1 protein-coding gene is annotated in these 411 nt (G+C 39.7%); it reads left to right on the forward strand.

Annotated elements, in window-relative coordinates:
* Positions 1-411 (forward strand): hypothetical protein (locus tag I6F37_RS42275; protein ID WP_225154716.1); only part of this gene is annotated, 411 nt, incomplete at both ends.

The raw sequence follows: 411 nt of genomic DNA on the forward strand, positions 1-411 counted from the left end.
GTAGAATATTTAATTAAGGAAACAGAACTTCGCAATAAAATAACACAGCATATAAAACAGGCAGGTGATGTGGAAAGGCTGGTTAGTAAAGTTCCGCTGAAAAAAGTTAATCCAAGAGAAGTATTACAGATCGCAAAAGGGTTGCAACAAACTGCTTTTATAAAAGAGATCTGTGAAAGCTCGTCAAATGAATATTTAAAGCGGCTTGGAGACTCACTCAACCCCTGTAAATATATTTTAGAAAAGATCGTAAAGGAACTCAATGAAAATCCTCCGGTAGCTGCATCAAAAGGTAATGTGATAGCTGCCGGTATCAATGAAGAGCTTGATGCGCTGCGTAAGATAGCAAGCGGTGGTAAAGACTACCTCGTTGAAATTCAGCAGCGGGAAGCCATAGCCACAGGTATCAGT

This window comes from Bradyrhizobium sp. NBAIM08, from assembly GCF_020193935.1.
GTDB lineage: Bacteria > Pseudomonadota > Alphaproteobacteria > Rhizobiales > Xanthobacteraceae > Bradyrhizobium > Bradyrhizobium yuanmingense.